Source organism: Bradyrhizobium sp. HKCCYLRH2015 (genome assembly GCF_051168215.1).
Lineage (GTDB): Bacteria > Pseudomonadota > Alphaproteobacteria > Rhizobiales > Xanthobacteraceae > Bradyrhizobium.
The window spans coordinates 1-4,763 of the sequence record NZ_JBNPUO010000021.1 but is presented as its reverse complement, the minus strand read 5'-3'; the positions used below and the strand labels follow the sequence as shown (position 1 = coordinate 4,763).

Below are 4,763 nucleotides of genomic sequence, written 5' to 3'. Positions count from 1 at the left end.
CCCTCTTGCTGCCACAGGTCATCCTCGGAATGCCTGTCACTGAGATTATCGTGTCTCACTTGAGGGGTGCAGTCCAGCACTGTCACCGAATTTCGACTGTCGCCGAATTTCGAATTTTGAATTAATGGACCCAGCCCCACCTCCCCATATTGGATCACTATTGATCCGGCCTCGCCGTTGACGTCTCGACTTTCCAGCTCAACACAACTGCCAATAACCTGCGGTCCACATCATTCCAGTCGGATATGTAAGCCTGGGCGCTCGGCGGCTCCTTGTCGGGGTCATCGTCGGGTACGGTCGTGTCGTAATCGATCACGACTCCCTGCGTCACGAGCCGGCGGCGGCATACGTAACGCCGGCAGCGATTGAGTCCATTCTGGCTTTCGGAGTCAGCGTCTGGAGCGACCGTCACCTGGATTGCCGCACTCCTGCATCCCTCATCATAGACGCCGAGTCGAGGGTCATGCAGACACACATAAGCAGTGAATCCGAAGCCGTTTGGGACGACGAAGTCGACCACCGGGCGATAGTGCCAGGGGACCTGGAAATGCTGTCCGCTCACGACCCGGTCGTATGATTGCGGTCCAGAAGGCGTGAGCGCCACGCAGATCGGCCCGCCGAGGAAGATCGTGAACCAATAGACGATCACGGTAACCGATGCGGCGAGGCGCCTCCCCGCGGCATTCGCAATCGATGCGACGATCGCTGCGATCAGACCGAAGGCTGGCGCAGCCAAGGCGACATAGATCCTGGTCGTCGCCATCGGGATGTCTTGGTGCAGAGAATTGTGCGCGACCCAAGAGCCCGACACCATCGAGAGCGCAAAAGCGTAGTATGCGGTCGGCAGAATCATGAGCCAGGACAGGACGACGAGCCAATGGGCCTTGCGCGTCAGAAACTCCTTGAAGGCTTGGACATCAGGCATGGTGAGTCACCCCGCACGCCTCAAGCCAATTCGCTGCGCGGCCGAAGCCGCATCACCGCCGCCGGCAGATGGGCCGTCAGCCATTCCGCAATCACCTGCTGCTTCCGGTGATACGCCAGCCCCACCGCCACGACCGCAACGCCGATCAGCGACAGCGCGAACGGGAACAGCAGCGAGTTCTTGAAGACGACGTCGGCGAGATGGCCGAGATACATCGTGATGCCGATGGCGCCGAACACGGCGTAGGCGCGGCGGACGATGATGACGGCGATGGCGAGCAGGCCGACGTTGAGCAGACAGTAGACCGCCTTGCCGAGCTCGGTCGCGCCTTCGGTGGCGCTGATGCCGCCCCAGAAGGCCATCAGGCCGAAGAGGTGTAGCCAGAAGCCGAAGTCGCGGCTACGGCTGGCGTAGTCGACGGTCCAGGCGACCGCGAGAATGCCGAGGCCGAACCAGATCGAGACAATGCGGCGCATCTCCCAGTCGATGTGGCTGACGTTGAAGATCCAGGGCGTGAGGTCCATCGACATGAACCACAGCGCGACCGAGATGATGGCGACGATGAAGGGCACGCGATAGAAGCGCAGCGCGATGGAGCCTGCGACGACGGTCGCGATTTCCATGAACAGCCAGCTGCCCTTGATCCAGACGTAGAAGTCGTGGACCGTGCCGGGCTTGCCGAACCGGCTCCACCAGCCGAGCTCCTCCTGCACGCCGTAGACGGCGAGCGGCGCCATCGACACGGCGATGGCGATCAGCAGGCCGCCGGGGACGCGCAGGCCGCGGCGCCAGAGGTGGTTGCCGGCGAGACCGAAAGCCGCGGCGTAAGCGAGCGCGCAGGCGGTCAGGGCGCGGCCGCCCATCTGCGAGAACGCCACCGTCGAGAACAGGCCCATCGCGCCGATCACGATCAGGGCGCCGGCGTACCAGAGCAGATGCGCGGCATCGAATTTGGCGCGGGGCGCTGCCGTTGCGACGCGCTGGTGCAGGAAGGCGAGCAGGCGCTGCAGCTCGTCGGGACCGATCGCGCCGGCAGTTTCGGCAGCACGGAGATCGTGGTCGGAATAGGACATGGTCGTCACCTCATGGGCGCGCCGGACATGCCCGTGGCGTTCGCGCGAACGCTATTGCGTTGCGCGTCGCGATACGCGGATGCCGGTGCGAACAGGGGGTAGTCTAACGGAACTTGAGCGACGTTCAAGAAAATTCTGAGCGTCGCTCATGTTTTTGAGTGAAGGGTTGCTGTTTGGCGCCGGGCGCCGTGCCCTCGTTGGCTCACGCTCTCTCCACTCGTCATGGCCGGGCTTGTCCCGGCCATCCACGTCCGAGCCCAGAAGGCCGACGTGGATGCCCGGGACGAGCCCGGGCATGACGATGGGGTTGGCAGGGTGCCCCATCCTGAGGGCGGACGATCGTTGAGGGGCCGATGCCTCAGACTTGAGGACGGGCGCAAGAGGCGGCGCTCGACCCTATCCTCAATCCTTGAAATACGGCTCGACCGGCCCATGCACCTTGATGGTCAGCGGGTTGCCGTGGCGGTCCTTGGCGGTGCCGGCGGCGACGCGGATCCAGCCTTCGCTGATGCAGTATTCCTCGACATTGGTCTTCTCGGCGCCCTTGAAGCGGATGCCGACGTCGCGCGACAGGATCTCCGCGTTGTAATAGGGGCTCTTCGGATCGACCGAGAGACGGTCGGGGAAGGTGAAGGTCTCGTTGTCGCTCACAGCAGTGCCTCGATCTCTTTCTTCAGCGCCTCGGGCGTGGTGGTCGGCGCATGGCGCGATGCCACGTGGCCGGTGCGATCGACCAGGAATTTGGTGAAATTCCATTTGATCGCCGAGCCCAAGAGGCCCGTCTTCTCGCCCTTCAGGAACCTGTACAGCGGGTGCGCGTCGGCGCCGTTGACGTCGATCTTCGCAAACAGCGGGAAGGTGACGTCGTACTTGCCGGCGCAGAACGCGCCGATCTCCTCGGCCGTGCCGGGCTCCTGGGCGCCGAACTGGTTACAGGGAAAACCGAGCACGGCAAAGCCCCTGTCCGCATAGGCGCGGTGCAGCGCCTCCAGGCCGCGATATTGCGGCGTGAAGCCGCAGGCGCTGGCGGTGTTGACGATCAGGAGCACTTGGCCCTCGAAGCGCTGCAGCGGCACCTCCTCGCCCTTCAGCGAGGTCGCGGTGAAATCGTAGATGCTGGCCATCAGCCCAGCACCGGATCGATCGGTGACGGCGGCGTGCCGCCGGCCTCGATGGCCTCGCCCGCGGCAAGGCACATGTCCTCGCGAAAACGCTGGCCGACGAGCTGCACGCCGACGGGGACGCGGCCGACCATGCCAGTGGAGACCACGAGGCCCGGCAGGCCGAAGAAGGGAATGGCGATCTGCGTGAGCTGGGCATGCCAGACCTGCCTGAACGACTCCTCGTCCTTGCGGTCGAGCTGGTCGGCGAACGGCAGCATGCCGGAGACCGGCATCAGCAGCAGCGGATGCTGCTCCATGAACAGGAGCCATTGCCGTGTCAGCGCGGCGCGGCGGGCCAGCGTCGCCGAGAGGTCGAACGGATGAACCTTGTCACTGACGCCGCGCAGGCAGGCCAGCGCGCCGGGATCGCCTTCCTTCTCGGCTGCGGCGAGCTGCGCCTCGTAGCCGTCGCCGAGCCAGAGCCGGGTCTGCAGCAGCGCGGCCTCCTGCAGCGGCGGCGTGTCCGCGATCTCCTCGACGGCCCAGCCGGCGGCTTCGAGCCGCCTGGCGGCATCGCGCAGCGCGGCGACGACTTCCGGCACCGGGTTGAGGCCGTCGGGGTTGACGCAGAGCGTGACGCGCTTCGGCAAGGGAGGGCCCTCGAGCGGCACCGGCATCCACCAGACATCGCGGACGTCGCGCGCCGACATCGCTGCCAGCGCGATCCTGACGTCGTTGACCGTGCGGGCGAGCGGGCCGGAGACGGCGCTGATCTGCGGGCCGATCGGCCGCTCCGGCAGGCAGGTGTTGAAGGCGGGGATGCGGCCGACCGTCGGGCGCAGGCCGTGGATGCCGCAGGCATAGGCGGGATAGCGCACCGAGCCGGCGATATCGGTGCCGTGGCCGATATGGCCGATGCCGGCGGCGGTCGCCGCGCCGGCGCCGCCGGAGGAGCCGCCCGGGGTGATGCCGGGATCGCGGGGATTCCTAGTGTGGCCATGGATGAGGTTGCTGGTGAACCAGCGATAGGACACCGCAGGCGTGTTGGTGCGGCCGAGCAGCACGGCGCCGGCCTTGACGAAGTTGTTGACGACCGGATTGTGGGCCGAGGCGATCGCGTCCTTCTGCAGATTGAGGCCGTTGGTGGTGGCGAAGCCTGTCTGGTCGACATTGACCTTGATCGTCACTGGCACGCCGGCGAGCGGCCCGGGGTCCTCGCCGTTCGCCAGCCGGGCGTCGATGGCGTCGGCCTGTTTCAGAACCTCGTCTGGACGGTGATCGATCACGGCGTTGATCGCGGGGTTCACCGCATCGAGCCGCGCCAGCGCTGATGTCGCGGCCTCGCGGGCGGAGACCTGTTTCGACTTGATGAGGGCGGCAAGATCGGCAGCCGGCAGGCGCCAGAGATCGGTCATGGGGAGCTCCGTGGTGGTCTCGCGTTCTTAGCGCGACGGATGGCAGGGAGAAAGCGGTCTAGGCGCGGCTCTCCTGACAGGCCTATGCAACAAAGCGCATGGGTGTTGTTGTTGCGCGCCGCCCTCTCCTCCTCGTCATGGCCGGGCTTGTCCCACGGCTGTCCGGTTCAAGACAGACTGGACATGGTGCATGGCGTGGATTCTTCTGCGGTCTTGAGCATCGCCAAATGTTCGAGACACACCAGGA

The 4,763-nt window shown here is 65.5% G+C and carries 5 protein-coding genes; all 5 read right to left on the bottom strand.

What is annotated here, in order from left to right; translation table 11 throughout:
* Positions 1–157: 157 nt before the first annotated feature.
* Positions 158–925, bottom strand: coding sequence for a hypothetical protein (locus ACQR1H_RS33140; RefSeq protein WP_434908795.1), 768 nt, complete (start codon positions 923–925; stop codon positions 158–160).
* Between the two features lie 20 nt (positions 926–945).
* The gene (locus ACQR1H_RS33135) at positions 946–1,998 is read right to left on the bottom strand and encodes a hypothetical protein (RefSeq protein WP_434908794.1); all 1,053 of its coding nucleotides are present in this window, start codon (positions 1,996–1,998) and stop codon (positions 946–948) included.
* A 402-nt stretch (positions 1,999–2,400) separates the two neighbouring features.
* On the bottom strand, positions 2,401–2,649 hold the full coding sequence (locus ACQR1H_RS33130; RefSeq protein ID WP_006614234.1) for a DUF3297 family protein: 249 nt from the start codon (positions 2,647–2,649) through the stop codon (positions 2,401–2,403).
* On the bottom strand, positions 2,646–3,122 hold the full coding sequence (locus ACQR1H_RS33125) for a glutathione peroxidase (RefSeq protein ID WP_316217648.1): 477 nt from the start codon (positions 3,120–3,122) through the stop codon (positions 2,646–2,648). The genes ACQR1H_RS33130 and ACQR1H_RS33125 overlap by 4 nt, the downstream gene beginning before the upstream one ends.
* Positions 3,122–4,516, bottom strand: coding sequence for an amidase family protein (locus tag ACQR1H_RS33120; protein WP_434845511.1), 1,395 nt, complete (start codon positions 4,514–4,516; stop codon positions 3,122–3,124). The genes ACQR1H_RS33125 and ACQR1H_RS33120 overlap by 1 nt, the downstream gene beginning before the upstream one ends.
* Positions 4,517–4,763 lie beyond the last annotated feature (247 nt).

Coding starts and splice junctions, on each gene's coding strand:
- ACQR1H_RS33140 (WP_434908795.1), bottom strand. CDS start 925: ATGCCTGATGTCCAAGCCTTCAAGGAGTTTCTGACGCGCAAGGCCCAT.
- ACQR1H_RS33135 (WP_434908794.1), bottom strand. CDS start 1,998: ATGTCCTATTCCGACCACGATCTCCGTGCTGCCGAAACTGCCGGCGCG.
- ACQR1H_RS33125 (WP_316217648.1), bottom strand. CDS start 3,122: ATGGCCAGCATCTACGATTTCACCGCGACCTCGCTGAAGGGCGAGGAG.
- ACQR1H_RS33120 (WP_434845511.1), bottom strand. CDS start 4,516: ATGACCGATCTCTGGCGCCTGCCGGCTGCCGATCTTGCCGCCCTCATC.